Genomic DNA, 25,618 nt, shown 5'->3' with positions numbered 1-25,618 from the left:
AATGACGAAGAAACGTTTGCTTATTTTGGAAGATGGCACGATTTTTGAAGGGATCGCTTTCGGTTCGGATGAAGCATCGATGGGGGAAACGGTTTTTACAACAGGTATGACAGGCTATCAAGAAACCATTTCCAATCCATCTGCATGTGGTCAAATTATGGCAATGACATACCCGCTCGTCGGAAATTACGGTATTAACCGGGATGACTACGAAGCTATTGAACTAGCAATCCACGGCATCGTAGTGCGTGAACTGGCAGATGAGCCATCCAATTTCCGTAGCGGCATGACATTAAGTGAACTGCTCACGCTGAAAGGAGTTCCCGGAATTGAAGGGATTGACACCCGCAAGTTAACAAGATTGATCCGCGAAAAGGGGCCGCTGAAAGGCATTTTGACCGCAGCTGGCGAAGAAGTGAATGTAATTGAACTCGTTGAACAAGTTGCCTCTTACTCTTTACCGACCGATTTGGTCGCCCGGGTGTCAACGAAAAAACCATACCCAAGCCCAGGTCGCGGGAAACGAGTCGTATTGATCGATTATGGGATGAAGCACGGCATCCTGCGTGAGCTTAATAAAAGAGATTGCGATGTCATCGTTGTTCCTTACGATACGTCAGCGCAAGAAATCCTTGCCCTATTCCCGGATGGCATCGTATTGTCCAATGGCCCTGGAAATCCCGAAAACGTGGAAGGCGCTGTTGAAACGATTAAAGAATTAGTTGGGAAAGCCCCGATTTTCGGCATCGGACTAGGCCATCAATTATTTGCCCTTGCAAGCGGTGCTCGTACAATGAAATTGAAAAATGGCCATATCGGTGGCAATCATCCGGTGAAGGATCTGCTTTCTGGTCGTACGGAACTGACAGTGCAAAGCCATGGCTATGCGATCGATGCATCCTCGATTGAAGGGACGGGTCTGGAAGTGACGCATCTAGCGTTAAATGACAAGTCGATCGAAGGTGTGAAAAGCACCGTTTATGACGCGTTTTCTGTACAATTCCATCCGGAAGCTTCGCCTGGCCCAGAAGATTCGAATCATCTGTTTGATCGCTTCACAAAACTTATGCAAACAAGTAGCGGGAAGGGGAATTTCAATGCCTAAACGTCAAGATATTGAAACGATTTTAGTCATCGGGTCCGGCCCAATCGTCATCGGACAGGCTGCAGAATTCGATTATGCAGGGACACAAGCCTGTCTATCATTGAAAGAGGAAGGATACCGTGTAATCCTCATCAACTCCAACCCAGCTACTATTATGACGGATACTGAAATCGCGGATAAAGTGTACATTGAACCGATCACACTCGATTTCGTCAGCCGCATCATCCGTAAAGAGCGTCCCGATGCACTGCTTGCTACGCTCGGAGGGCAAACGGGACTCAATATGGCCATCGAACTGCATGAGTCCGGCATTCTTGATGAATTAGGTGTGGAAATTTTAGGAACAAAGCTTGACGCTATCCACCAAGCGGAAGACCGTGATCTGTTCCGTACACTGATGAATGAACTCGGTGAACCAGTGCCGGAAAGTGATATTATCCATAATCTTGAAGAGGCTCATGCATTTGTCGAGAAAATCGGCTATCCGGTCATTGTTCGTCCCGCTTTCACGCTTGGCGGAACGGGAGGCGGAATTTGCTATAACAACGAAGATCTGGTAGAAATCGTCACAAGCGGTTTGAAATATAGTCCGGTTACGCAATGCTTATTGGAAAAATCGATCGCCGGCTATAAGGAAATCGAATATGAAGTGATGCGCGATGCTGCGGACAATGCCATTGTCGTTTGTAATATGGAAAACGTCGATGCGGTCGGGGTCCATACAGGGGATTCAATTGTTGCAGCGCCGAGTCAGACGATGACGGACCGCGAATACCAAATGCTCCGCAATGTATCATTAAAAATTATCCGTGCACTTGGCATTGAAGGTGGCTGTAATGTACAGTTAGCACTCGATCCGCAGAGCTTCAATTACTATATTATCGAAGTGAATCCGCGCGTAAGCCGTTCTTCGGCATTAGCATCAAAAGCGACAGGTTATCCCATTGCCAAATTGGCAGCGAAGATTGCGGTCGGTTTGACGCTCGACGAAATGATGAACCCGGTAACCGGAACGACATACGCTTGCTTCGAGCCTGCACTGGATTATATAGTAACGAAAATTCCAAGATGGCCGTTCGATAAATTCGAATCTGCTGATCGGAACTTAGGTACGCAAATGAAAGCGACGGGCGAAGTGATGGCGATTGGCCGTTCATTCGAAGAATCGATCTTGAAAGCGGTCCGTTCACTGGAAACGGGACAATTCGGCTTGTCTTTGAAAAACGGAGAGGGAATGACCGACGAATGGATTGAAAAACGGATCCGACGTGCGGGTGACGAGCGCTTATTCTTCATCGGTGAAGCATTCCGCAGAGGGAAAACGGTTGAGACAATCCATGAATGGAGTATGATTGACGTCTTTTTCCTACGGAAGCTGGAAAAAATCGTTCAATATGAAACAGTGTTGCGAGCGAATCCTTTTGAATACACGACATTGCGTACAGCGAAACGGATGGGCTTCTCCGATGTGACGGTAGCAGCGTTGTGGAATACGGATGAAAGAACTGTCTATGAGTGGCGGAAAGAGCAAGGAATCGTTCCGGTCTATAAAAAAGTGGACACTTGTGCCGGTGAGTTTGAATCGGAAACACCTTATTTTTACGGTACGTATGAAGAAGAGAACGAATCCATCAAATCGGATAAGAAAAGTGTCATTGTTTTAGGTTCTGGTCCGATCCGCATCGGTCAAGGTGTCGAGTTCGACTATGCGACTGTCCACTCCGTCTGGGCCATCCAGGAAGCGGGTTACGAAGCGATCATCGTCAATAATAACCCGGAAACGGTATCGACGGACTTCTCGATATCGGACAAGCTGTATTTTGAACCGCTGACGATCGAAGATGTCATGCATATTATCGATCTTGAACAGCCTGAAGGAGTCATCGTCCAATTTGGTGGACAAACGGCCATTAACTTGGCGGAAGGTTTGGAAGCACGTGGTGTGAAAATCCTAGGGACAACTTTGGAAGATTTAGATCGTGCGGAAAACCGCGACAAATTTGAGCGCGCACTACGTGAAATCGGCATTCCGCAACCACTTGGAAAAACAGCCGTATCCGTGCCGGAAGCAGTCGCCATTGCAAATGAAATCGGCTATCCGGTACTCGTCAGACCGTCTTATGTGCTCGGAGGCCGTGCGATGGAAATCGTCTATCGTGAAGAAGAATTGTTGCACTATATGGAGCATGCGGTGGAGGCAAGTCCCGATCACCCGGTTCTCATTGACCGTTATTTAACGGGAATCGAGATTGAAGTCGATGGCATATGTGATGGGGAAAATGTATTGATTCCGGGCATTATGGAACATATCGAGCGCGCTGGGGTCCATTCAGGTGACTCGATTGCGGTGTATCCGCCACAAAGTTTATCGAAGAGCATGCTTGCAACGATTGTAGATTATACGGCACGGCTTGCCAAAGGATTGAATATCGTCGGTTTGCTCAATATACAGTTCGTCATTTCGGAAGGGCAAGTGTATGTCATCGAAGTGAATCCGCGTTCAAGCCGGACGGTACCGTTCCTCAGCAAGATTACGGATATCCCGATGGCCAATATTGCAACGAAGGCTATACTCGGACAATCGATCTTGGCACAAGGATACCCAGCTGGCCTTGCACCTGTGCAAGATGGCGTTTTTGTCAAAGTACCTGTGTTTTCATTCGCGAAATTACGCCGGGTAGATACGACGCTCGGACCGGAAATGAAATCGACCGGGGAAGTCATGGGGAAAGACACGACAATCGAGAAAGCCCTCTATAAGGGTCTTGTCGCAGCCGGTATGGAAATTAAGGAATACGGCACCGTACTCGTAACGGTATCCAACAAAGATAAAGAGGAAATGGTCGGAATCGCTAAACGGTTTACAGATATTGGATACCGTCTGTTGGCTACAGAAGGCACAGCCAAAGCATTCCAAGAAGCAGGCATCGAAGTGGAAACGGTCGGAAAAATCGGTTCCGCAGGGCCGACGCTGATTGACGTTATTCAAAAAGGCGGGGCGCAACTCGTCATCAATACTTTGACAAAAGGAAAACAACCGGAACGTGACGGTTTCAGAATCCGCCGTGAATCGGTCGAGAACGGCGTACCATGTCTCACGTCCATTGATACGGCAGACGCCTTGCTCCGTGTCATTGAATCGATAACGTTCCAGACAGAAGAAATGGGGAAACAGCTATGATTATTCAAGATCGGATGAAGGTTATCTCACAGAGGCAGATTGCCCACCATATTTTTGAAATGACATTGTCGGGGAATTTAGTCGGGGAAATTTCTTCCCCTGGCCAGTTTGTTCATATAAGGGTTGCTGATTCATTCGAACCTTTGCTCAGACGTCCGATCTCTATTGCTTCGATCGACACTGAAGCGGGTGAAATGACGATTATTTACCGGGCGGAAGGAAGAGGAACGACGCTTCTTTCCGAAAAGCGGCCCGGTGACGAAGTGGATGTGCTAGGTCCCCTCGGAAATGGCTTTCCGGTCGAAGAGACAGCTGCAGGTGAAACAGCTGTCTTGGTCGGAGGCGGTATCGGTGTGCCTCCACTCTATGAATTGTCGAAACAGTTGACCGCAAAAGGCGTGACATGTATCCACGTATTGGGGTTCCAATCAGAAAATGTGGTCTTTTACGAAGAAGAATTCACAAAGTTGGGTGAAACATACATCGTAACAGTTGATGGAACGCTTGGTACGGCTGGATTTGTAACGAATGTCTTGGAGAAACTCGACAAGGATTTTGCTACGTATTATAGTTGCGGCCCGATGCCTATGCTGAATGCGGTGCAACAAATGTACGAAGGAAAAAAGGGCTTCTTATCTTTTGAACAACGAATGGGATGCGGCATCGGAGCTTGTTTCGCTTGTATCTGTCAAACGACGGACAAGGTATACATTAAAGTCTGTTCCGATGGACCAGTTTTCCCAGCAGGGGTGGTGGCGATATGAATCGATTAGCGTTTGAATTACCAGGCTTACAATTGAAAAATCCGATTATGCCGGCATCCGGTTGCTTCGGGTTCGGAAAAGAGTATGGCGGATTATATGACTTATCTTTGCTCGGGGCGATCATGATCAAAGCGACGACACCAGAAACAAGGCTCGGCAATCCGACTCCCCGCGTTGCGGAAACAGCCGCAGGGATGCTCAATGCGATCGGGCTGCAAAATCCGGGATTGCCAGGCGTATTGGAAAACGAATTGCCGTGGCTTGAACAGTTCGACGTACCGATCATCGCCAATGTCGCGGGAACGGAAACAGCGGATTATGTGGAAGTGGCAAAAGAAATTTCAAAAGCGCCCAATGTCAAAGCGCTGGAACTGAATATATCTTGCCCGAACGTCAAAGCGGGCGGCATCACATTCGGAACAGATCCTCAAGTGGCTAAAGAGCTAACAAAGGCAGTGAAAGCCGTTGCTGCAGTGCCGGTTTATATCAAACTCTCTCCCAATGTCACTGACATTGTGTCGATTGCGCAAGCAGTCGAAGCAGGCGGAGCGGATGGCATCACGATGATCAATACACTTATCGGGATGCGTCTCGATCAGAAAACAGGTCGCCCTGTCATTGCAAATGGGACGGGCGGTTTGTCGGGCCCGGCGGTGAAGCCGGTTGCCATCCGGATGGTCTACGAAGTGAGCAAAGCGGTCCGAATCCCGATCATCGGAATGGGGGGCGTTACGGAAACAGCCGATGTGATCGATTTCTTATCGGCAGGTGCAAGTGCAGTGGCAGTAGGAACGGCAAACTTCGTCAATCCGTTCGTCTGCCCGCAAATCATCGAAGAATTGCCGGCTAAATTGGACGAGCTTGGTGTGGATCATATTTCTGAACTGATAGGAAGGAGCCATCGTCTATGAAAACATCACCAATCATTGCGCTAGATTTTGAGTCTGCTGACAAGACGTTCGACTTCCTTAGTGCCTTTGATGGAAACGTCAATGTCAAAGTGGGCATGCAACTCTATTACAAAGAAGGACCCGCAATCATAGCCCGTTTGAAAGAGTTGGGCTTCGATATTTTCCTGGACTTGAAACTCCATGATATTCCGAATACCGTGAAATCTGCGATGGAAGTGCTTGCGGGATTTGGCGTTGACCTTGTCAATGTCCATGCAGCAGGCAATAAGACGATGATGGAAGCGGCGCTTGAAGGATTGGACAAAGGGACACCATCCGGGATGACGCGTCCGTCATTGATCGGTGTCACGCAATTGACGTCTACAGATGAACGCCAAGTGCGCGAGGAACAATTGATTGGCGTATCGCTGCAAGAGTCTGTCCTTCATTATGCGAAGCTGACGAAAGAGGCTGGCTTGGATGGCGTTGTCTGTTCCGTCCATGAGGCGGCTGCAATTTCAGACGTTTGCGGAGCGTCATTTTTCAAAGTGACACCGGGCATCCGACTTCTGGATGGCGGGGCACATGACCAGAAACGGATCGCAACACCGGAACAAGCGCGGCTGGAAGGTTCGACCCATATTGTCGTTGGGCGAGCCATCACAGGGGCAGTGGATCCGCGTGCGGCTTATGAACAGATCGAGGCACTTTGGAAGGGGACAAAATGATGACGACGGAGAAAAAAGAAATTGCAAAAATCCTATTGGATGTAGGTGCGGTTGAACTGAGTCCAAACGATCCGTTCACATGGGCATCAGGCATCGAATCACCGATTTACTGCGACAACCGTCTGACGATGTCAGATCCAGTAGGCCGGAAAAAGATTGCACAAGGCTTGGCTGATATTGTACGGGAAGAATACCCGGAAACGACGGTCATTGCCGGAACGGCAACAGCAGGAATTCCACATGCTGCATGGGTAGCGGACATTCTTGAACTGCCGATGGTCTATATCCGCTCGAAAGCGAAAGGGCATGGACGCAGCCGTCAAATCGAAGGTAAAATCGCAGCAACGGACAAAGCGATTATTATTGAAGATTTGATCTCTACAGGCGGCAGTAGCTTAAACGCGGCGGAAGCACTTCGGGCAGAAGGCATCGAAGTAACGGGTGTCGTGTCTATTTTTACATACGAACTTCAAAGTGCGGACGAAACCTTTGCATCGGCAGGGTTAACGTACAATAGCTTAACCAATTTCGGCGCACTTACGGGAGCCGCGCAGGAAAGCGGCACGATCAGCGAGGAATCGATCAGCGATTTACTGGATTGGCATGGGAAATTGAAGGCTGGATTGTTGAAATAAACATAAGGGTAGTTCCAAACATCAGCTTGCATTGGATGTTGGAACTACCCTTTTCGTTCATTTTTCAATGATTACGCATGTGGAGCAAGGTTTCATAACAGCTTTGTTAACTTTTCCAAGCGCTTCGTTAGCAGTTGCCGCCACTCTACCGCCAATTCTTGGACGTCTAATACTTTTTGGATACCTGCAATATCTTTGGGACGATGAAAATACAGCTCATTCGTGAACAGGACGGATACTTGTTTTGGATGCGGTTCGAGCAAAGTGATTTGCGAGTCTTTTAGAACGGTCCCTTCTTCCAATACGCGGCATAAATAACCCGTAAACCCTGTTTCGATCATTCTTTTAAGCAAGGGAGGAAGATCGGTTCGTTTTGTAATTGTACTACATGGAATTCTGCCTTGTGTAATTTGAATCACAGCACTCCCTAGTTGAAAAATATCGCCGATATGTACATCCTGCTCCAACATATTCGTAACGGTTATATTTTCACCGAAAGTCGCGCGGGGCAGAGGCTTGTTAAACTCTTGCTCCCAACGTGCATAATGCTCATACGGATAAACACAAACCGCACGATCCAGCCCGCCATGATGGCGTAAATCCGCTACTCCGTCGCCATGAAAACCATCCTTCGTCAAAAAAGCCTCCTCCGTCGTTTCTTTACAAATACCTGTTTCCATTTCCTTATCCGTACCATATTTCATTGTTTTCGGTAGTCCGATCGAAAAGTTTATCAATTCAATTCCGTCAATAGAACCCGTCATCTTCTCTCTCCCTGCTTTCTGCTTTTTATACTTGCGAATATTACTAATTTACCATAATTTATCTCGTGCAGTCGTTAAAAATGTGATTCAGGATATGGTGAAAAGGGAAGAATAAAGAAAAAAAGAGCGAAAGATGGGGAGTTATTTAGCATGAAAGAATTCAAAGTGACCTACTTTTTCGACGAGGAACATTATATTCGAAGGTTCATCCATATGGAGTCGCAGGAAAAGGCGGAGAAACTCATTCGCAACGAGCGGGACCAGTATATCTCTTTTCGCGATAGTAGAGGGATTTATCATGAACTGAATACAAAAAATGTCCGTGTTATCCAAGTATCCGAGTATTTCCGAATCGACAAAAGTAAAAAATGAAGTGCCAGATACTGAAGAGTCGATTTCACAAGGGCAAAACCTATGCGGAATTGAATTTTTCATTTTCTAAATTTCATCATATACTTTGGTGTAGCTTCGAAATAAAAATTGTTAATTTATAGTGAAGTTTGATAAAAAATCAAATTCAACGCAAAAAGTGCTCCAACGTTAGTAAGGGTTGGAGCACTTTAGATTAGTTAATTATGTTTGCACTAGCTTCTTCAATCGAGCGTTTATTTCCTTTATAGATAAAATAAAGCGCAATGATCATAAATAGCAATGCAAACCAACGCTTCATACTAAGGGGGATAACCAAACTATTAAACCAACCAAAATGATCAATTACGACCCCAATAACTAGTTGTCCGATGATAACAGTAATACTTGTTGCAATAACACCGATTTTTGGAACTGCAAAGACGTTAAAAAGTAAGAATAGCACTCCTAAAAATACAGCGCTTAACTGCCAAATAGGTACTTCAAAGATGGCGAATAGATTACCTTGACCAAAGAAGAGAATAATGAGAGCTAAAAACATAGTGCCAGTTATAAAGGTTAAAAATGTAGTTTCAATTGTTCCTGCCTTACGACTAAATGTACCATTAATAGCTGATTGTGCGCTTAATGTGATACCTCCAAGTAAAGTGAATAGAATCATAAATATACCCATCTTTTAGACCTCCTAGTTAACTAAAATAAGCGCTATTACCATTGAAATAACAGCAAATATTTTTTCTTTATTAATTCTCGTTTTTTTACTTCCGAGCCAACCAAAATGCTCAATAACCATACTCATGATTAATTGACCAATAATGACAGCAACCATAGTTATACCAACACCGACAAATGGAACACTAATTACTATTGCTGTTAAATACACAACTCCTAAAGAACCTCCAAGGAGTGTCCACTTCGGTGCTTTAGTTACATGCGAAATTTTTCCTTTACCAAAAAATAACCATAGTAAACTGAGGATAATTGCGCCCACAAAAAAATTATAAAAACTGGTTTCGAGCTGGCCGATTGTTTTACCTAGTTCACCATAAATAGCTCCTTCAAAACTAAGGGCTACTCCTGCTAATAAAGCAAATATATATGCAATATAACGTATCATTTAACTGCTCCTAACATTCCATATTCAAATATCTAGAATTATCGATATATAAAAAGAAAAAATAACGAAAATCATGATAACTAGATTTCCGTTTTAAAATATTCACCAATCTGACGAATGGCTTCCTCATTTCTTCTATAATAAGTCCACTTACCGTAACGAACAGATTCGAGCAATCCGGCTTTCTGCATTAAATTTAAGTAGTGAGACACCGTGGATTGAGAAGTTTTGGCTTTTTCTTGTATGTCTCCAACGCATACTCCACCTTTATAACTAACCTCCTTTGGCAGGTGAGCGCCTTGCTTAGGAAAGTGTTTCTCCGGTTCTTTTAACCACTGTAAGATGTTAAGCCGAGTTTCATTGGATAATGCTTTAAATACATCGATAGGTTCCATAAGTTTCATTATATCTATTTATCTCGATATGTCAAATGTTAAAGGGGACTAAAATGAAATTGCAAACATTTAATGCTATTACGACTTTTAAAAATGAGTATGTGAAGAACTTAAATAAAGAGAAATGCGATTCCACAAGGAAAAACCTTTGTGGAATCGCATTTTTCATTTCTTCAGTTTCATCACGACGTCTTCATCCGGTGTAACGAAAATCGTCTTTTGTTCAAAATAGATGACAAATCCGGGTTTCGACCCGTTCGGCTTTTTGACATGTCGGATTTCTGTATAGTCGACAGGTACGGAAGCCGATCCGCGTGCTTTACTGAAATAGGCGGACAGGATGGCGGCTTCGCGGATTGTTTCCTCATCTGGATTGTTGTCATGGATGACAACATGCGATCCTGGGATGTCTTTTGTATGCAACCACGTTTGATCCCTTGACGCCAGTTTGAAGGTCAAATAGTCATTTTGTTTATTATTTTTCCCGACCGAGATTTTCACGCCCGAAGTGGACATATACGTTTCTGGGGCCGGTTTTTTCGGTTTGCTTTTCTTTTTCACTTTCCGCGCCTTCAAAAATCCGAGTTCTGCCAGTTCTTCACGTATTTCTTCGATATCTTCAGGGGATGCTTGCATCACCTGCTGTTTGATCATTTCAAAGTAGGCGATGTCTTCTTCGGCCTTTTCCAGCTGTTCCGCAATCATAACAAGTGCTGTTTTCGCTTTTGTGTAACGGGCGTAATAGCGCTGTGCGTTATCGATCGGCGATTTCCGGGGATCTAGCGGTATCGTCACCGTTGCATCTTCTTCGTAATAGTTGTTGACGACTACTTCTGTCATCCCTTTTTGGATGGCGTAACTGTTCGCTGTCAATAACTCGCCGTATAGTTGGAACGTATCGAGCTTCCCGGCGGCTTTCCGTTCTTTCACGAGTTTTTTCATTTTCAAGTTGAGCTTCGTAATTTCATTGTCCAGCCACCGTTCCAAATCCGCCGCCTGCGATTTTACACGTTCCCTTTCCGCGCGTGCAAAATAGACTTTATCCAACAGGTCGCCAAGTGTATCGTATTCCGCAAGCTGGCGATCCGCATGCGTCAGTGCCGTTGCAGAAAATACGGTTTTCGTTCCGATTTCCGCTAGGTTTGGCGAGCCGCCCGTTCCTTTAAATGAAGCAAGGAACGCTGTAAACACAATGAACTGTTCCTGCGCCGGGGCGTCTTGTAACCGGTAGAGCAGTTCAGCAGCATTCACTGGTGAAAATCCTGAAAAGAGCTTGACGACATCACGTGCATCTTCTAATTGCGGCACCAACTCGAGAAATTGGGCTTCCGTCAAAGTAAATGGATTCGTTTTGTCTTGCGGCGGGGCAGGGATGAACGGTTGCCCCGGTAAAATGGTTCGGTAACTATTTACGGAAGGAGGAAGATGCTTCATACTATCGATGATCATATCGCGATCCGGATCAACGAGAAGCAGGTTGCTATGTCTGCCCATAATTTCGACATAAATCCTTCTTTTTATATTGTCACCGATTTCATTTTTCGCCTGGATGTCGAATGTGATGATTCGATCTGACCCGAACTGTTCGACTGCTGTGATGATGCCGCCTTCCAGATGCTTGCGGAGCACCATGCAGAACATCGGTGGTTCGGAAGGGTTCGTGATCGCTTCGTTTGTCAATTGGACCCGCGAATAAGACGAATGGATCGAAATGAGTAATTTGTGGTTTTTGCCGTCTGCCCGGACAAGGAACACAATTTCCTGTGCGTTCGGCTGATGGATTTTGGAAATGCGGCCGTTCTGTAAGGCTTGCAATTCCTGTACCATCGCCGTTGTAAATAAACCGTCAAATGCCATATAGATTCCTCTTTCAATTCCTTTTGTTCCATTTTAGCACTCTCAGCATGAGATATGGTATAATTAACAACAAAGTGTTATGATCCGTCAGATCGGAACAAGCATGTTTGCGTTGAATCATTCTCGCAAAGCAGACTAGAATAAGAAGAGGGATTGCATGTATAAAAAACGTGGGCTTTTGATCGTTTTGTCCGGACCTTCTGGCGTAGGCAAAGGGACGGTCCGAAAAGAGCTTTTTACACAGCCTGATACGAACTATGAATATTCCATCTCAATGACGACGCGCAGTCCTCGTGAAGGGGAAGTGGATGGAGTCGACTATTTCTTCAAATCGAGAGATGAGTTCGAACGATTGCTGGATGAAGGCAAATTATTGGAATACGCGGAGTATGTCGGCAATTACTATGGAACGCCGCTCGACTATGTCAATGAGACGCTGGAGGCTGGAAGGGACGTCTTCCTTGAAATTGAAGTGGTCGGAGCAGCACAAGTTCGCGCTAAAGTGCCTGATGGGCTATTCATTTTCCTGGCACCGCCAAGCTTATCCGAATTGGAAGAGCGCCTTATCGGAAGAGGGACGGAAGAAGCCGATGTCATCGCTTCACGGATTGCGAAAGCACGTGAAGAACTGGAAATGATGAATTTGTATGATTATGTCGTTGAAAACGATGAAGTATCGAATGCATGCGATCGCATAAACGCCATCGTCACTGCTGAACATTGCCGTCGTGAACGTGTGGAAAAACGCTATTTAACTATGCTGGAAGGGGAATAAAATATGTTAACTCCATCACTTGATTCATTAAAATCTAAGATCGATTCAAAATATACACTCGTAACGCTCGCTTCAAAACGGGCGCGTGAAATGCAGGAAGAAGGCAATAATCTCCTTTCCAAGTACCAGTCGAAAAAAAATGTCGGCAGAGCGCTTGAAGAAGTTGCTGCCGGAGCATTGACGAAACAGAAGCAAGATGACTCGATTGTTTACGAAGACGAGATCTAAAAAGCTACCATTCAAAAAATAAGCAAACGTGATACTCCCTTAGAAACGAGTTTTTCTTTGGGAGTTTGTCATTTTAGAAAGGGTGCGGAAAGAGATGTTGAACAAAAAAATCCTTTTATGTGTGACTGGTGGAATTGCGGTCTATAAAGCGGTTGCGCTCGTCAGTAAACTTTCACAAGCGGGGGCAGATGTGAAAGTGATGATGACAGAATCGGCGATGGAATTTGTCACGCCGCTTACGTTTCAGGCGATGTCGCGCAACGATGTCTATTTCGATACATTCGACGAAAAAGACTCTCGTGTCATCGCGCATATCGATCTAGCGGATTGGGCAGATCTTGTCGTCGTTGCCCCTGCAACCGCAAATGTTATTGGAAAATTGGCGAACGGCATTGCTGATGATATGGTGACAACGACCTTGCTCGCTACAACGGCAGAAGTGTGGATTGCACCGGCCATGAATGTCCATATGTATGAAAATAAAGCCGTCATTCGCAATATCAACACATTGCATCAAGATGGCTATCGATTCATCGAGCCGTCCGAAGGCTTTTTGGCGTGCGGCTATGTAGGGAAAGGACGTTTGGAAGAGCCTGAGAAAATCGTGGAATTGATTATGGAACGGTTTTCGCCCCCGAATGAAAGGCCGCTTGTAGGGAAAAAAGTCGTCATTACAGCAGGACCGACACGTGAACGAATCGATCCGGTCCGTTATGTTTCGAACTTTTCAAGCGGGAAAATGGGCTATGCAATGGCGGAAGCGGCTGCCTCGCTTGGTGCGACGACTGTCCTCGTATCAGGCCCGGTAGGATTGGACAAGCCGGCTGGTGTGACAGTCATCGATGTGGAAAGTGCAGCTGATATGTATGCGGCGGTGCACGCGCATTATGAGGATGCATCGATTGTCATCAAATCCGCAGCGGTCGCAGATTATCGTCCGAAAGAAATCCATCCGCAGAAGATGAAAAAGAAAGCCGGAGATTCGGTGATCGAACTTGAACGGACGACCGATATATTGAAATCAATTGGCGAGATGAAAACCGATCAAATCCTTGTCGGCTTTGCAGCGGAAACTGAACATGCGGTCGACTACGGAAGAGGGAAATTGGAAAGTAAAAATCTGGATTATATCATCGTGAATGACGTGACCGATCCGGATGCAGGATTCGGCAAAGATACGAATGTCGTTACGCTCTTATCAAGAAAAGGGATGCATCAGCCGTTTGAAGCGATGCCGAAAAAAGAACTGGCTAAAGTATTGCTTGAAACGATTATAAAAGAGGAAAGTGACCGTCTACATGATCGCTGAAGTGATTGTTGACGTATCTGCTTATCCGATCGATCGACCTTTCGATTATCTTGTACCAACTTCCCTTACATCTGTTATCGAAGTCGGTTCACGGGTGAAAGTGCCGTTCGGTCCAAGGAAAGTGCTTGGTTACATAATAGGGTTGAAGGAAGAAAGTGAACTGGATTGTTCAAAATTGAAGCCAATCGATGAGCTCATCGATTTGGATCCGGTCATTTCAACGGAATTGCTCAATTTGTCCAGATGGCTGGCGACACATACATTAGCGTATGAAATCGATGCACTTCAAGTAATGTTGCCTGCCGCCATGCGGGCCAAATATGAAAAAGTCATTGTTGTGGACGAACCGGAGCAGATTGAAGATGAGGCATTCAACCGATTCCTGGCGGGAAGAAAACGAGTGTCAATGAAAGAAGCAGGCACATCAGGTTTTCTCGCAACCGTAAAGGATTATGTCAAGCAAGGGATCATCACGGTAGACACTGCCATTCGTCAACAGACAGCGATTAAGAAAGTGCGTATGATCCGGATTGCAGATAAAGAGACACTTGAAACATTGTTAGCGTCCATTCATCAAAATGCCAAAAAGCAGATTGAATTGATGCACTGGATGATCGAACATGCAGGCGAGACAATCAGTGCGAAACAGCTGATGGAACAGACGGGCATTCAACCGGCAATTTTGAAAGCGGTCATTGAAAAAGGGGCGGCTGTGGAAGAACTGGCAGAAGTGTATCGCGAACCGGAACTCCCGCAGTTAAAGGACACGGCCATCCCGGTGCAATTGACAGAAGAACAAGCGGTTGCTTTAGCACAAATCACCGAGTCTTTCGATAATCGAAAACCGGAAACCTTTCTACTCCATGGTATTACGGGTAGCGGCAAGACGGAAGTGTACTTGCGGGCGATTAAGCATGTATTGGATCAGGGGAAGGAAGCGATTGTCCTTGTACCGGAAATTTCATTGACACCGCAAATGACCGCCCGGTTCAAAGAACGATTCGGTCCGCTTGTTGCAGTGATGCACAGTGGCTTATCTTCTGGCGAGAAATTCGATGAGTGGCGCAAAATTCAGCGGGGAGAAGTAAAAGTGGTTGTTGGCGCGAGGTCGGCGATATTTGCCCCGTTCGAAAATATCGGTCTTATCATTCTCGATGAGGAACATGAGTCGACATACAAACAAGAGGATACACCGCGCTATCATGCGCGCGATGTAGCCATCAAACGCTCGGAATATTACAATTGCCCCGTTATTCTAGGCAGTGCAACCCCTTCTCTCGAATCGTATGCACGCGCTTCCAAGGGAGTCTATTCACTTCTTACGTTATCCAAGCGTGCAAAAGACCAGGAACTTCCCGCAGTCACCGTCGTCGATATGCGCGAGGAGCTAAGGAATGGCAATCGTTCGATGTTTTCGTTACCACTTGCAGAGGCTGTACGAACACGGCTGGAAAAAGGGGAACAGACGGTACTGTTTCTCAATAAGCGTGGCTTTTCATCCTTTGTGCTATGCCGTGATTGCGGGACGGTCGTCGAATGTCCGAACTGTGATATTTCGCTCACTTATCATCGTGCCAATGAACGGCTGAAATGCCATTATTGTGGCCATGAAGAACGCGTGCCTCTTCAATGTCCCCAATGTGAAAGCGAGCACATCCGCTTTTTTGGTACAGGCACTCAAAAAGCGCAAGAAGAAATTGCGAAACTTTTCCCTGAAGCGCGTGTCATCCGGATGGATGTCGATACGACGCGGCAAAAAGGGGCGCATGAGCGTTTACTGCGCCAATTCAGTGAAGGGCAAGCGGATATTTTACTCGGCACACAAATGATTGCCAAAGGGCTGGATTTCCCGAATATTACGTTGGTCGGTGTGCTGGCGGCCGATACGACATTGCATCTGGCCGATTTCCGTGCTGCGGAAAAAACGTTCCAGCTGATGACACAAGTGAGTGGACGGGCAGGACGCCATGATTTGGCAGGTGAGGTGTTCATCCAGACATATACGCCAGAACACTATGCGATCGAGTTATCAAAAGCGCAACATTATGAGCCGTTTTATCAGTTGGAAATGGCTGCGAGAAGGCAATATGGTTACCCCCCTTACTTTTATGTCACGCTCGTCCAGTTCACTCACGAGGATTTATTGAAGGTGGCCGATTACGCAGAAAAAGGAACTCGTTTCCTAAAAGAGCACTTATCACAAAAAACGGTCGTTATCGGACCGACCGCCTCGGCCATTAGCCGTGTGAACAATAGATATCGATACCAATGTTTGATAAAATACAAAAAAGAACCGAAGTTGACTGAAACATTGCAGCAGCTTATTAAAATATACCGGACGGACTGGATCAAATCAGGCCTCATCATGACGGTCGATGTAGAACCTGCGTCCATTTGACGAAAAGAAAAGCGGAAGCGCCTTGATCAGGGGCGACAGGCATAAGACAGATGAAGGAAGGCAGTCTAAGGTCACCGCGTCCGGAAAGTGCCTTAATTTCTGCAAAGATCGCAGAAATACGGCAAACCGAACCCTTCGTTGTTCGATTGGCAACGACTGCATGACCTACATCCTGTAGGCCCGGTGGCGCTCTTTGCCCCACACCCGGGCTGGCTTATGACCCAAGCCCCCAGGCGCTGGAGTCTAGACAAGAGAAAAGAGGAATTCAATTGGCTATACGTGAAATTGTGAAATACCCTGCACCGATTCTGAAACAAAAGTGTAAAGAAGTTGTGAAATTTGATCAGAAACTCGCAATGCTTCTCGATGACATGTATGAAACGATGGTTGCGGCAGATGGTGTCGGCCTTGCAGCGCCACAAATCGGGGAAGCCGTACGGGTCGCCATCGTTGACATGGGCGAAGGGCAAGAGGTCATTGAAATGGTGAATCCCGTCGTAACCGCGATCGGTGGATCTGAAGTGGAGGTGGAAGGATGCCTCAGCTTTCCAGGCTTGTATGGAGAAGTGGAAAGACCATTTTTTGTCCGCATCGAAGCGCAGGAACGGGATGGATCGCTTTATGAACTGGAAGCGGAGGATTATGAAGCGCGAGCCATTCTTCATGAAATCGACCATTTGAACGGCGTTCTGTTCGACTCGAAAATCATTCGCGTTGTCGATCCATCAGAATTCGAAGAAGTGGATGAAGAATCGATCGAAACAGAGCAGAAGGAAGGTGAACATCAATGACAAAGATTGTCTTTATGGGCACACCTGAATTTTCCGTACCGATCTTAACGATGCTTCATGAGGAAGGCCACTCGATTGCGGCGGTTGTCACACAGCCGGATCGACCTGTGGGACGGAAACGGATTTTAACACCGCCACCGGTAAAAGAAGAAGCACTTCGACTCGGACTCCCGGTTATCCAACCGGAAAAGCTGAAAGGTTCTGCCGAATTGGAGGAAATTATTGCCCTTCAACCGGATTTGATAGTTACTGCTGCGTTCGGTCAAATTTTACCGAAGGAATTGCTAGAATCACCACGGCTCGGCTGCATTAATGTCCATGCGTCCTTATTGCCCAAATATCGTGGAGGCGCGCCAATTCACCAATCGATTATAGATGGAGAATCGGAAACGGGCGTGACGATTATGTATATGGTTGAAAAATTGGATGCGGGCGATATCATTTCGCAAGTGACCGTACCGATTTCAGAAACAGATCATACGGGAAGCATGTTCCAAGCATTATCAGTAGCGGGTACGAAGCTGCTGAAAGAGACGCTTCCTTCTATCTTAAATAAGACGAATGAGCGCATTGTCCAAGATGAATCACTTGTCACGTTTGCGCGCAATATTTCCCGGGAACAGGAACGGATCGATTGGTCTAAAGGTGGAAAAGCGATTTACGATCAAATTCGCGGCCTCCATCCATGGCCGGTTGCCTATACAGTATTCCAAGGTGAAAACGTAAAAGTATGGTGGGGTGAAAAAGTCACTTCAACTGCGGAAGCGGAGCCCGGTACAATCATTAAAATCGAACCGGATCGGATTATCGTGAAAACAGGGGATCAGACCGCGATTGCGGTCACCGATCTTCAGCCTGCCGGTAAGAAGCGGATGATGGCGGATGTTTTCATTCGCGGCATCGGATCGAAATGGAGCGAAGGAGACCGCTTTGAATGAATAATAGACCGAAAAAGAAAATTTGGAACGGCAATGTGCGGGATGCCGCCTTGTCCATCTTGATGGAAATTAACAACAACCAAGCCTATAGCAATTTGTTACTGCATCGCACTATTAAGAAATATGAAATCGAAGCGAAAGACCGTGGCTTATTGACGGAGTTGACATACGGTACATTGCAACACCGGATGACGCTCGATTACTATCTTGAACCATTTGTCCGTGGGAAATTGGATGGATGGGTGCGCGAACTCCTTCGATTATCGATTTACCAAATTGTGTATTTGACGAAAATCCCGCCTCATGCGGTTGTACATGAAGCGGTTGAAATCGCAAAAAGACGGGGGCATAAACGCATTGCACCAACGGTAAACGGCATTCTTCGCTCCATCTTGCGCAGCGGAGTTCGTCCGCTCGACGATTTGAAAGATGGCATCGCAAAAACTGCGATTGAGACGAGTCATCCTGAATGGCTGATCAAGCGATGGACAGCACAATTCGGCGAAGAGGAAACCGCCATTATGGCCCATGAAAACAACCAACCGCCTGCGCTGACCGTCCGTGTAAATGCGGTCAAAACGACGCCGGAAGAGGTCGCTTCCTTGCTGGAATCGGAAGGTATCGAAGTGCGGAAAGGTGAAGTGGTGCCCGAATGCATCGTTGCGACAAATGGCAATCCGGCCAATACGGAAGTGTATAAAAAAGGACTTGTCACAATCCAAGATGAAAGTTCGATGTTGCCTGTTCTTGCGCTTGATGTCTCGCCTGGCATGAAAGTGTTGGATATGTGTGCGGCTCCCGGTGGAAAAACGACCCATATCGCTGAAAAGATGAACGATGACGGAGAAATCTTCGCCCATGATATTCATGATCATAAATTGGCGCTCATTGAAGCCAATGCAGAACGACTTGGATTGACGTCCATTCAAACGAAAAGCGGGGATAGCCGGAAATTGACGGACCTCTATGCACCAGCATCCTTCGACCGCATTTTGGTCGATGCACCGTGCAGTGGTCTCGGTGTCATACGCAGAAAACCGGAAATCAAGTACAATAAAACCGAAGCCGATTTCGCCGGATTGACATCGATTCAGGCGGAACTTTTGGAAACGGCACGCGAATTGATTAAACCGGATGGCCTGATTGTCTATAGTACGTGTACGGTGGAGCATTCCGAAAACAAAGGAATGGTCGACCGATTTCTGGAAAAACATCCGGATATGGAAAAAGTTCCATTGCCACAATTAAAAGAGATGGAGAAATTGGCGATGGACGACGATACGCTCCAAGTACTGCCACAACATTTTGGAAGCGATGGCTTTTTTGTCGCCGCTTTGCGGAAGAAAATGATGTGAACAGAGGAACGTGAAGGAGAAAAGAGGGGATGGACGTTGCAATTTGAAGTGTTGACGGACGTTGGAAGGAAACGTAAGGTCAATGAAGATAGCGCAGCCGTATTTACACGATCGGAAGGGATTATTCTTGCAGTAATTGCGGACGGAATGGGAGGCCATCGAGCAGGCGATTATGCCAGTTCCACGGCGATTAAAGTGATAGGCGAACAATTTCTCGAGCTCGATGCAACCGGTTTTGTAGACGAGCAATATTGGGTGGAATGGCTCCAAGAAACTGTCAATTATGTCAACCGGTTGCTTTTCAATGAGGCGAATGACAACGAGGAGTTAAAAGGGATGGGGACGACCTTGGAAGCGGCACTTATTCGGGGAAGTTCCTGCCTTGTTTCTCATACCGGCGACAGCCGTGTCTATGCCATCAATGAAAACGGCATCCGTCAAATTACGAAAGATCATTCATATGTTAATATCCTGTTGGAGAACGGTGAAATTACGGAGGAAGAAGCGGAGGCACATCCTCAACGGAACTGGATCATGAAAGCGATCGGTTCCGAAAAGACGATTGAACCTGATTTGTATTCCATTGAATTGAAAGACCAATCTTATTTGTTGTTATGCACAGATGGGCTTAGCAATAAAGTGAACCAAGGGACAATACAAGAGATTGTGTTGTCCAACGCCAGCTTGCGTGAAAAAGCGAAAGAGCTGATCGACTTGGCGAATCAGATGGGTGGAGAGGATAATATCTCCGTTATTCTGATTGACTCGACCAAGGTGGAGGTGGATGATCTATGATCGGAAGCCGGATCGGAGGCCGCTATGACATTTTGCGGGCGATTGGTGACGGAGGGATGTCCAGAGTCTATCTCGCGCATGATGCAATCCTTAATCGAGACGTGGCCATTAAAGTACTCCATTATGATTTTGCCAATGAAGAAGAATTGAAACGCAGATTCCAACGGGAAGCACTGTCAGCGACGAGTTTGACGCATCCGCATATCGTCGATATTTTCGACGTCGGAGAGGATGGAGAGCTTCATTATCTCGTAATGGAATACGTAGAGGGACAGACGTTAAAACAGTTCATCCAATCGGAAGGACCATTGACCCCTGAAAGGGCTTTGCCCATTATGCAGCAACTCGTTTCCGCCATTTCTAATGCGCATCATAACGGAATCGTGCACCGCGATATCAAGCCGCAAAACATTCTTATGGATGCAGAAGGAAATGTGAAGATTACGGATTTCGGTATCGCCATGGCACTCAGCGCGACAGCCCATACGAAAACGAATTCCGTCATCGGGACTGTCCATTATTTATCGCCGGAGCAAGCTCGAGGTGGAATGGCGACAAAGAAATCGGATATTTATTCACTGGGAATCGTTTTTTACGAATTATTGACGGGCGAATTGCCGTTTTCAGCTGAAACGGCTGTTGCAATTGCGTTAAAACATTTACAGGAGGAAACGCCATCTGTACGTGCAGCGTTCCCCTCTATCCCGCAAAGTGTGGAAAATGTCATTTTAAAAGCGACTGCGAAAGATGCGTCGTACCGCTACCGTTCTGCAGATGAGATGTATGATGATCTCCTGACCGTACTATCGCCTGAACGTGTGGACGAAGAGAAATTCAGCATCCCATATGATGAAGACAAGACGATGGCAATTCCGGTTATAAAAGATGTGCCCAAATTTGAAGAAGCGGAATCGACCAAAAAAATCGAGCCGGTTGTTATTGAACCGCCACAAGCACCGAAGAAAAAACGGAAAAAGTGGCCGATTGTCGCCGGTATAATAGGCGGCATCATTGCGTTAGCGTTATTAGCCATTCTTCTCATCAGTTTGCTAGGCCCAAAACAGGCACTTGTTCCTGACGTCTCCGAAATGGACGAGGCGGAAGCGATAAGTGCGCTGGAAGAAGAAGGATTTAAAGTGGGTGAAAGAAATGAACAGACTTCCGATGAAATCGAGGCGGGTAAAGTCATCCGGACCATACCGGAAGCCGGGAAAAAACGTGAAGTTGGATCGTCCATCATGCTCTATGTCAGTACGGGGAAGGAAAAGTTCGAATTGCTGGATTACACGGGACGTAGTTATGAAACCGTTAAGTCTACTTTGAATGTCTATGGTTTCCGCTCCATTGAACCTGACACACAATTTTCCGATGAGCCGGAAGGAACGATTATAGGGCAGGATCCACCTGGCGGGACGGAAGTTGTTCCTGGTGAAACCGATCTCGTCTTTACAGTGAGTAAAGGAAAAGAGACGCGGACACTCGGTAATTTGGTCGGTTATAATGAAAACCAATTAACCGACTATGCGGAATCTACCGGCTTCAATATATCTGTCGTCGGACATGAGCATTCAGATACAGTCCCGGCTGGGCAAGTAATTTCCCAAGTCCCGGACAAAGGGACAGCAGTCGAAAAGGGCGGGAGAGTGCAAGTGATCGTGTCAAAAGGCCCGGAGAAAAAAACGGTTCAACTTATCGTTCATCGGGTGACAATCCCTTATGAACCAGACGTTTCAGAACCTGTTGATGAGGAACAGGACGAAGAGGGTAATTGGCAACTACCCGAACCGGTTCCGCAACAAATTAAGATTTATATCCAAGATCGAACCCGTAACTTGAGCGATGTGTATGATGAATTTACTATTACGGAATCCACTTCGAGACAATTAAAATTCGAATTGGAAGAAGGGCAGCAAGGTGCCTTTAAAATTACACGTGATGACGAAGTGATCATTGAAGAATCAGTGGATTATAGCGACTCCAACTAGAAAGAGGGATTGGATGCCGGAAGGACAAATTAGAAAAGCGATTAGCGGCTTCTATTATGTGGAAAAAGACGGGGACTTAATTCAATGCAAAGGTCGAGGAGTTTTTAGGAACCGCGGAATCCATCCGCTAGTCGGTGACTTTGTCACATTTGAAGTAGAGGGAGAGAACGATGGGACGATTACAAGTGTGCATGAAAGAAGCAATGAGCTTGTGCGTCCCCCGATTGCCAATGTCGATCAGGCATTGTTAGTTTTCTCGATTGTTGAGCCTGATTTTAGCTTACACTTGCTGGATCGGTTTCTCGTTGTTGTGGAGTCATTCGATATCCAACCGGTGATTTGTTTGACGAAAAAAGATCTTGCGTCTGAAGCCGAAATGAAAAAGGCGTCTGAAGCCATCTCCTATTATGAAAAGATCGGTTATGATATTGTTCAGACATTCATAGATGATGCAGAACTGCCGGCCTTGTTGAAACCTTATTTGGAAGGGAAAACAACTGTCCTTGCCGGCCAGTCGGGTGTCGGGAAATCGACTTTATTGAACACGGTGCTGCCGACACTTGGCTTGAAGACAGGCGAGATTTCGGAAGCGCTTGGGCGCGGGAAGCATACGACACGCCATGTCGAACTCCATGAAGTGGCGGGGGGACTTGTCGCTGATACACCTGGCTTCAGCTCACTGGATTTCGATCATATCGAACGTGAGGAATTACCGCGGGCGTTCATCGATATGGAACAAGCGTCAGCGCAATGTAAATTCCGTGGTTGCCTGCATTTAAAAGAGCCGAAATGTGCTGTGAAAGAGCTGGTAGAAAACGGAGAAATCCCGCGTCATCGCTATGACCACTATTTACAGTTCATGCAAGAAATAACAGACCGAAAGCCGAGGTATGATAGAAATGATTAAAATAGCACCATCCATCTTAGCGGCAAACTTTGCGAAGCTTGCGGATGAAGTGAAAGAAGTAGAAGCAGCGGGAGCAGAGCTAATCCATATCGACGTGATGGACGGCCATTTTGTCCCGAATATTACGATGGGACCCATCGTTGTCGAGGCACTAAGACCAGTAACGACTTTGCCGCTCGACGTTCATTTAATGATTGAAAATCCGGATCTGTATATCGAACAATTTGCGCAAGCAGGGGCAGATTATATTACAGTCCATGTAGAGGCATGCACGCATTTGCATCGGACCCTGCAGCAAATCCGTTCGCTCGGTGTGAAATCGGGAGTTGTCCTGAATCCGCATACGCCGATCGAGATGATCCAACATGTGTTGGAGGAAGTCGATCTTGTATTATTCATGACGGTCAATCCAGGCTTCGGCGGGCAGAAGTTCATCCATTCTGTTCTGCCAAAAGTGAAGCAACTGTCGGAAATCATTCGCGAGCGTAATCTTCCGATTGAAATCGAAATCGATGGCGGAGTCAACGAGGAAACGATTGTCCCGTGCGTGGAAGCGGGTGCTACGATTCTTGTTGCCGGTTCTGCCGTTTTTAACGCGCCGGACCGTGCAGCGGCCTTACAACGTATCAAAGCTGCCGGTGAGCGCGCCTTAGAAAAATGACAGTCGTAGTCGTTTGTGCAGGCGGACCGGTTTCGGAAATAGCTGATTTAACAGCATTTTCTTCTGAAGATACGGTGTTTATCGGTGCGGATCGAGGAGCCCTGCATTTATTGGAGAAAGGGATCATCCCCCAGGAGGCGGTCGGTGATTTTGACTCCGTAACGAAAAGTGAATATGCGCGGATCGAGGATACCGTCCATACAGTCGGCCAGTTTCAAGCGGAAAAGGATGAAACCGATACTGAACTTGCAATGGAGAGGGCGCTTGCCTATCATCCGGAGTACATCATCTTAACGGGAGTGACAGGAGGGAGGCTGGATCATATGGAATCGGCCCTCCAGCTCCTTTATCGGTTACAGATCAAACATACACAGATCGCATTCTCGATTCGCAATTTGACAAATGAGCTGTCTATTTTAACAGCGGGAGAGCATCGATTGCGATCGGACGAAAGATTCCCGTACATATCCTTTTTTCCATTTGGCGGGTCAGTCGAAGGACTGACATTGATCGGTTTCAAATATGAAACTGCCGATGCGCAATTAGAAATGGGCATGACGAAATTTACAAGTAATGAACCGCTTCAAGAAGTATGTACTATCTCCTTCCACTCGGGCATATGCTTAATGGTAAGGAGTTCAGATTCCTGAAAGGAGTGGGGAATTGCGCGTTTATACATTTACGATGCCTAAGATTGTGAGTGGCTTTGTCCGAAAGTGTTTGGTCGTATTTCGAAAAGAGGATCAGCCGAAAGCGACTGCAAGTACTAAAACGAAGAAGAAAAAAAGAGAAAAAACGCCAGGCTGAAGCGATTCAGCCTGGCGTTTTATTTCTGTCACGAAAAGAGATATGTCAAAGATATCTCTTAAACGCGTTGAACTTTACCTGATTTAAGGGCTCTTGCGGAGACCCATACACGTTTCGGTTTACCGTTAACGAGAATACGGACTTTTTGAAGGTTTGCACCCCAAGTACGTCTGCTTGAGTTCAATGCGTGTGAACGCGTATTTCCTGTACGGGCTTTGCGTCCTGTAATAACACATTCTTTAGCCATTAGTAGTACCTCCTTGCGAATGATGATTAAGCGATTCACTTCTTTATTCGCATACCATAATAATGTATCATATGAAGAATTGCGATGCAACCCTTTTTGTGACATCTTTCAAGGAAAAAGCCTTTACAGTCGCCGGATTTTTTTGGATGAGCAAGAAGCCCGAAGATGTCTACGGTATGAAGTGCTTTCTTTTATTATGCCGAAGGGTATAGTACAATGGTGAAAGTGAAAAAGGTACAAGGGGGATACAACCATGTCAATCGAAGTGAAAAACGAATACGGCAAAATCGATATAACGAACGACGTCATCGCCCAAGTGGTCGGGGAAGCGGCGATCGAATGCTACGGTATTGTTGGCATGGCTTCAAGACATCACATTCGCGACGGGCTCACGGATATCCTTCGCAAAGAAAACTTTGCGCGTGGAGTCATTGTCCGTAATGTTGGCGAAGATACACATATCGATATGTACGTTATCGTTGGATATGGAACGAAGATTTCGGAAGTTGCCTACCAAGTACAATCCAAAGTAAAGTATACATTGCAAAAAACAGTGGGCTTGTCCGTCAAGTCTGTTAATATTTTTGTCCAAGGAGTCCGCGTGACGAACTTGTGAA

Annotated in this window: 27 protein-coding genes; 21 read left to right on the top strand and 6 right to left on the bottom strand. The window is 46.3% G+C overall.

What is annotated here, in order from left to right; genetic code table 11:
• The first annotated feature begins 1 nt into the window (after position 1).
• Genes MHZ95_RS02355 through pyrE form a run of 6 tightly spaced genes read left to right on the top strand, consistent with a single transcriptional unit; the run spans position 2 to position 7,303 of the window.
• Positions 2 to 1,105 (top strand): carbamoyl phosphate synthase small subunit, encoded by a 1,104-nt coding sequence (locus MHZ95_RS02355; protein ID WP_239388888.1) that lies wholly within the window; start codon positions 2 to 4, stop codon positions 1,103 to 1,105.
• Positions 1,098 to 4,286, top strand: a complete 3,189-nt coding sequence (gene carB / locus MHZ95_RS02350; RefSeq protein ID WP_239388887.1) for a carbamoyl-phosphate synthase large subunit — start codon at positions 1,098 to 1,100, stop codon at positions 4,284 to 4,286. The genes MHZ95_RS02355 and carB overlap by 8 nt, the downstream gene beginning before the upstream one ends.
• Complete coding sequence (locus MHZ95_RS02345; protein ID WP_239388886.1) at positions 4,283 to 5,050, top strand: dihydroorotate dehydrogenase electron transfer subunit; 768 nt, start codon at positions 4,283 to 4,285, stop codon at positions 5,048 to 5,050. Before carB ends, MHZ95_RS02345 begins: the two co-directional genes overlap by 4 nt.
• On the top strand, positions 5,047 to 5,961 hold the full coding sequence (locus MHZ95_RS02340) for a dihydroorotate dehydrogenase (RefSeq protein WP_239388885.1): 915 nt from the start codon (positions 5,047 to 5,049) through the stop codon (positions 5,959 to 5,961). The genes MHZ95_RS02345 and MHZ95_RS02340 overlap by 4 nt, the downstream gene beginning before the upstream one ends.
• Positions 5,958 to 6,668, top strand: coding sequence for an orotidine-5'-phosphate decarboxylase (pyrF, locus tag MHZ95_RS02335; RefSeq protein WP_239388884.1), 711 nt, complete (start codon positions 5,958 to 5,960; stop codon positions 6,666 to 6,668). The genes MHZ95_RS02340 and pyrF overlap by 4 nt, the downstream gene beginning before the upstream one ends.
• Positions 6,668 to 7,303: an orotate phosphoribosyltransferase gene (gene pyrE / locus MHZ95_RS02330; protein WP_239388883.1), complete on the top strand. Its 636-nt coding sequence runs from the start codon at positions 6,668 to 6,670 to the stop codon at positions 7,301 to 7,303. The genes pyrF and pyrE overlap by 1 nt, the downstream gene beginning before the upstream one ends.
• Positions 7,304 to 7,395: 92 nt before the next feature.
• Here pyrE and MHZ95_RS02325 read toward each other — a convergent pair whose 3' ends face one another.
• Positions 7,396 to 8,067 carry an MOSC domain-containing protein gene (locus MHZ95_RS02325; RefSeq protein WP_239388882.1) on the bottom strand — a complete coding sequence of 224 codons (672 nt, stop codon included), beginning with the start codon at positions 8,065 to 8,067 and terminating at the stop codon, positions 7,396 to 7,398.
• A gap of 150 nt (positions 8,068 to 8,217) precedes the next feature.
• On the opposite strand from MHZ95_RS02325, the gene MHZ95_RS02320 reads away from it, so the two are divergent.
• Entirely contained in the window at positions 8,218 to 8,439 is a 222-nt protein-coding gene (locus MHZ95_RS02320; protein ID WP_239388881.1) for a hypothetical protein, read from the top strand.
• Between the two features lie 193 nt (positions 8,440 to 8,632).
• Here MHZ95_RS02320 and MHZ95_RS02315 read toward each other — a convergent pair whose 3' ends face one another.
• The 4 genes from MHZ95_RS02315 to MHZ95_RS02300 form a co-directional block, all read right to left on the bottom strand.
• Positions 8,633 to 9,109 carry a DMT family transporter gene (locus MHZ95_RS02315; protein ID WP_239388880.1) on the bottom strand — a complete coding sequence of 159 codons (477 nt, stop codon included), beginning with the start codon at positions 9,107 to 9,109 and terminating at the stop codon, positions 8,633 to 8,635.
• A gap of 12 nt (positions 9,110 to 9,121) precedes the next feature.
• Entirely contained in the window at positions 9,122 to 9,550 is a 429-nt protein-coding gene (locus MHZ95_RS02310; RefSeq protein ID WP_239389185.1) for a DMT family transporter, read from the bottom strand.
• Between the two features lie 83 nt (positions 9,551 to 9,633).
• Positions 9,634 to 9,948: an ArsR/SmtB family transcription factor gene (locus MHZ95_RS02305; RefSeq protein ID WP_239389184.1), complete on the bottom strand. Its 315-nt coding sequence runs from the start codon at positions 9,946 to 9,948 to the stop codon at positions 9,634 to 9,636.
• Positions 9,949 to 10,113: 165 nt separating this feature from the next.
• The gene (locus tag MHZ95_RS02300) at positions 10,114 to 11,805 is read right to left on the bottom strand and encodes an Rqc2 family fibronectin-binding protein (RefSeq protein ID WP_239388879.1); all 1,692 of its coding nucleotides are present in this window, start codon (positions 11,803 to 11,805) and stop codon (positions 10,114 to 10,116) included.
• Between the two features lie 157 nt (positions 11,806 to 11,962).
• Between MHZ95_RS02300 and gmk the strand changes: the two genes are divergently transcribed.
• The 13 genes from gmk to spoVM all read left to right on the top strand — a co-directional run bounded on the left by gmk (position 11,963) and on the right by spoVM (position 24,754).
• Positions 11,963 to 12,580 (top strand): guanylate kinase, encoded by a 618-nt coding sequence (gene gmk / locus MHZ95_RS02295; RefSeq protein ID WP_239388878.1) that lies wholly within the window; start codon positions 11,963 to 11,965, stop codon positions 12,578 to 12,580.
• Positions 12,581 to 12,583: 3 nt separating this feature from the next.
• Positions 12,584 to 12,808 carry a DNA-directed RNA polymerase subunit omega gene (gene rpoZ / locus MHZ95_RS02290; RefSeq protein WP_239388877.1) on the top strand — a complete coding sequence of 75 codons (225 nt, stop codon included), beginning with the start codon at positions 12,584 to 12,586 and terminating at the stop codon, positions 12,806 to 12,808.
• A gap of 94 nt (positions 12,809 to 12,902) precedes the next feature.
• Positions 12,903 to 14,117 carry a bifunctional phosphopantothenoylcysteine decarboxylase/phosphopantothenate--cysteine ligase CoaBC gene (coaBC, locus tag MHZ95_RS02285; protein WP_239388876.1) on the top strand — a complete coding sequence of 405 codons (1,215 nt, stop codon included), beginning with the start codon at positions 12,903 to 12,905 and terminating at the stop codon, positions 14,115 to 14,117.
• A complete protein-coding gene (gene priA / locus MHZ95_RS02280) occupies positions 14,107 to 16,515 on the top strand; it encodes a primosomal protein N' (protein WP_239388875.1) in 2,409 nt (802 codons plus the stop codon). The genes coaBC and priA overlap by 11 nt, the downstream gene beginning before the upstream one ends.
• Positions 16,516 to 16,784: 269 nt before the next feature.
• The gene (def, locus tag MHZ95_RS02275) at positions 16,785 to 17,306 is read left to right on the top strand and encodes a peptide deformylase (RefSeq protein ID WP_239388874.1); all 522 of its coding nucleotides are present in this window, start codon (positions 16,785 to 16,787) and stop codon (positions 17,304 to 17,306) included.
• Positions 17,303 to 18,244: a methionyl-tRNA formyltransferase gene (gene fmt, locus MHZ95_RS02270; protein WP_239388873.1), complete on the top strand. Its 942-nt coding sequence runs from the start codon at positions 17,303 to 17,305 to the stop codon at positions 18,242 to 18,244. Before def ends, fmt begins: the two co-directional genes overlap by 4 nt.
• Positions 18,241 to 19,599, top strand: a complete 1,359-nt coding sequence (rsmB, locus tag MHZ95_RS02265) for a 16S rRNA (cytosine(967)-C(5))-methyltransferase RsmB (RefSeq protein ID WP_239388872.1) — start codon at positions 18,241 to 18,243, stop codon at positions 19,597 to 19,599. The genes fmt and rsmB overlap by 4 nt, the downstream gene beginning before the upstream one ends.
• 36 nt (positions 19,600 to 19,635) lie before the next feature.
• Entirely contained in the window at positions 19,636 to 20,394 is a 759-nt protein-coding gene (locus MHZ95_RS02260) for a Stp1/IreP family PP2C-type Ser/Thr phosphatase (RefSeq protein ID WP_239388871.1), read from the top strand.
• Positions 20,391 to 22,379, top strand: coding sequence for a Stk1 family PASTA domain-containing Ser/Thr kinase (gene pknB / locus MHZ95_RS02255; RefSeq protein ID WP_239388870.1), 1,989 nt, complete (start codon positions 20,391 to 20,393; stop codon positions 22,377 to 22,379). The genes MHZ95_RS02260 and pknB overlap by 4 nt, the downstream gene beginning before the upstream one ends.
• A gap of 13 nt (positions 22,380 to 22,392) precedes the next feature.
• Complete coding sequence (gene rsgA, locus MHZ95_RS02250) at positions 22,393 to 23,286, top strand: ribosome small subunit-dependent GTPase A (RefSeq protein ID WP_239388869.1); 894 nt, start codon at positions 22,393 to 22,395, stop codon at positions 23,284 to 23,286.
• Positions 23,279 to 23,947: a ribulose-phosphate 3-epimerase gene (rpe, locus tag MHZ95_RS02245; RefSeq protein ID WP_239388868.1), complete on the top strand. Its 669-nt coding sequence runs from the start codon at positions 23,279 to 23,281 to the stop codon at positions 23,945 to 23,947. Before rsgA ends, rpe begins: the two co-directional genes overlap by 8 nt.
• On the top strand, positions 23,944 to 24,597 hold the full coding sequence (locus MHZ95_RS02240) for a thiamine diphosphokinase (RefSeq protein WP_239388867.1): 654 nt from the start codon (positions 23,944 to 23,946) through the stop codon (positions 24,595 to 24,597). Before rpe ends, MHZ95_RS02240 begins: the two co-directional genes overlap by 4 nt.
• A gap of 13 nt (positions 24,598 to 24,610) precedes the next feature.
• Positions 24,611 to 24,754, top strand: coding sequence for a stage V sporulation protein SpoVM (gene spoVM, locus MHZ95_RS02235; protein ID WP_239388866.1), 144 nt, complete (start codon positions 24,611 to 24,613; stop codon positions 24,752 to 24,754).
• Positions 24,755 to 24,812: 58 nt separating this feature from the next.
• On the opposite strand, the gene rpmB is transcribed toward spoVM, so the two are convergent.
• A complete protein-coding gene (gene rpmB, locus MHZ95_RS02230; protein WP_239388865.1) occupies positions 24,813 to 25,001 on the bottom strand; it encodes a 50S ribosomal protein L28 in 189 nt (62 codons plus the stop codon).
• Positions 25,002 to 25,254: 253 nt separating this feature from the next.
• Here rpmB and MHZ95_RS02225 point away from each other — a divergent pair, with 253 nt between their 5' ends.
• Positions 25,255 to 25,617, top strand: a complete 363-nt coding sequence (locus MHZ95_RS02225; RefSeq protein WP_239388864.1) for an Asp23/Gls24 family envelope stress response protein — start codon at positions 25,255 to 25,257, stop codon at positions 25,615 to 25,617.
• Position 25,618: the final 1 nt, after the last annotated feature.

The sequence above is a fragment of the Sporosarcina sp. ACRSM genome, assembly GCF_022346545.1.
Lineage (GTDB): Bacteria > Bacillota > Bacilli > Bacillales_A > Planococcaceae > Sporosarcina.
Note: the sequence above shows the minus strand (reverse complement) of the source record. Positions and strands in the feature narration are given on the sequence as shown.

What these genes read in the sequence shown, in the direction of transcription:
- MHZ95_RS02355 (WP_239388888.1), top strand. Translation starts at nt 2, where the DNA reads ATGACGAAGAAACGTTTGCTTATTTTGGAAGATGGCACGATTTTTGAA.
- carB (WP_239388887.1), top strand. Translation starts at nt 1,098, where the DNA reads ATGCCTAAACGTCAAGATATTGAAACGATTTTAGTCATCGGGTCCGGC.
- MHZ95_RS02345 (WP_239388886.1), top strand. Translation starts at nt 4,283, where the DNA reads ATGATTATTCAAGATCGGATGAAGGTTATCTCACAGAGGCAGATTGCC.
- MHZ95_RS02340 (WP_239388885.1), top strand. Translation starts at nt 5,047, where the DNA reads ATGAATCGATTAGCGTTTGAATTACCAGGCTTACAATTGAAAAATCCG.
- pyrF (WP_239388884.1), top strand. Translation starts at nt 5,958, where the DNA reads ATGAAAACATCACCAATCATTGCGCTAGATTTTGAGTCTGCTGACAAG.
- pyrE (WP_239388883.1), top strand. Translation starts at nt 6,668, where the DNA reads ATGACGACGGAGAAAAAAGAAATTGCAAAAATCCTATTGGATGTAGGT.
- MHZ95_RS02325 (WP_239388882.1), bottom strand. Translation starts at nt 8,067, where the DNA reads ATGACGGGTTCTATTGACGGAATTGAATTGATAAACTTTTCGATCGGA.
- MHZ95_RS02320 (WP_239388881.1), top strand. Translation starts at nt 8,218, where the DNA reads ATGAAAGAATTCAAAGTGACCTACTTTTTCGACGAGGAACATTATATT.
- MHZ95_RS02315 (WP_239388880.1), bottom strand. Translation starts at nt 9,109, where the DNA reads ATGGGTATATTTATGATTCTATTCACTTTACTTGGAGGTATCACATTA.
- MHZ95_RS02305 (WP_239389184.1), bottom strand. Translation starts at nt 9,948, where the DNA reads ATGGAACCTATCGATGTATTTAAAGCATTATCCAATGAAACTCGGCTT.
- MHZ95_RS02300 (WP_239388879.1), bottom strand. Translation starts at nt 11,805, where the DNA reads ATGGCATTTGACGGTTTATTTACAACGGCGATGGTACAGGAATTGCAA.
- gmk (WP_239388878.1), top strand. Translation starts at nt 11,963, where the DNA reads ATGTATAAAAAACGTGGGCTTTTGATCGTTTTGTCCGGACCTTCTGGC.
- rpoZ (WP_239388877.1), top strand. Translation starts at nt 12,584, where the DNA reads ATGTTAACTCCATCACTTGATTCATTAAAATCTAAGATCGATTCAAAA.
- coaBC (WP_239388876.1), top strand. Translation starts at nt 12,903, where the DNA reads ATGTTGAACAAAAAAATCCTTTTATGTGTGACTGGTGGAATTGCGGTC.
- priA (WP_239388875.1), top strand. Translation starts at nt 14,107, where the DNA reads ATGATCGCTGAAGTGATTGTTGACGTATCTGCTTATCCGATCGATCGA.
- fmt (WP_239388873.1), top strand. Translation starts at nt 17,303, where the DNA reads ATGACAAAGATTGTCTTTATGGGCACACCTGAATTTTCCGTACCGATC.
- rsmB (WP_239388872.1), top strand. Translation starts at nt 18,241, where the DNA reads ATGAATAATAGACCGAAAAAGAAAATTTGGAACGGCAATGTGCGGGAT.
- pknB (WP_239388870.1), top strand. Translation starts at nt 20,391, where the DNA reads ATGATCGGAAGCCGGATCGGAGGCCGCTATGACATTTTGCGGGCGATT.
- rsgA (WP_239388869.1), top strand. Translation starts at nt 22,393, where the DNA reads ATGCCGGAAGGACAAATTAGAAAAGCGATTAGCGGCTTCTATTATGTG.
- rpe (WP_239388868.1), top strand. Translation starts at nt 23,279, where the DNA reads ATGATTAAAATAGCACCATCCATCTTAGCGGCAAACTTTGCGAAGCTT.
- MHZ95_RS02240 (WP_239388867.1), top strand. Translation starts at nt 23,944, where the DNA reads ATGACAGTCGTAGTCGTTTGTGCAGGCGGACCGGTTTCGGAAATAGCT.
- rpmB (WP_239388865.1), bottom strand. Translation starts at nt 25,001, where the DNA reads ATGGCTAAAGAATGTGTTATTACAGGACGCAAAGCCCGTACAGGAAAT.
- MHZ95_RS02225 (WP_239388864.1), top strand. Translation starts at nt 25,255, where the DNA reads ATGTCAATCGAAGTGAAAAACGAATACGGCAAAATCGATATAACGAAC.